This window comes from Paraburkholderia sp. RL17-383-BIF-A, assembly GCF_046028015.1.
Classification (GTDB): Bacteria; Pseudomonadota; Gammaproteobacteria; order Burkholderiales; family Burkholderiaceae; genus Paraburkholderia.
The window spans coordinates 1-334 of the sequence record NZ_JARESR010000098.1 but is presented as its reverse complement, the minus strand read 5'-3'; the positions used below and the strand labels follow the sequence as shown (position 1 = coordinate 334).

1 protein-coding gene is annotated in these 334 nt (G+C 65.3%); it reads right to left on the bottom strand.

Features of this window, described 5'->3' with window-relative positions; genetic code table 11:
- Positions 1-334: MFS transporter (locus P0D71_RS36110; RefSeq protein WP_408483900.1), on the bottom strand; the 334-nt coding region annotated here is incomplete at both ends.

Sequence of the window (334 nt, the reverse complement as noted above, 5' to 3'; positions counted from 1 at the left end):
GACGTACTGGAACGACGCAAAAAAGCCGCGCCGCCCCTTGAGCGCGACTTCACTCATATAGGTCGCGCTGGTCCCATATTCGCCACCCACCGACAACCCCTGGAATAGCCGCGCAACCAGCAGCAGCGCCGGCGCGAGCGCGCCGATCTGTGCGTAGGTCGGCAGCAGCGCGATCACGAGCGACCCGCCGCACATCATGAACACCGACACCATCATGGCCATGCGGCGGCCGTGCTTGTCGGCGAGACGGCCGAAGAACCAGCCGCCGATCGGACGCATCAGGAAGCCTGCCGCGAACACGCCGGCGGTGTTGAGCAACTGCGTGGTCGGATTT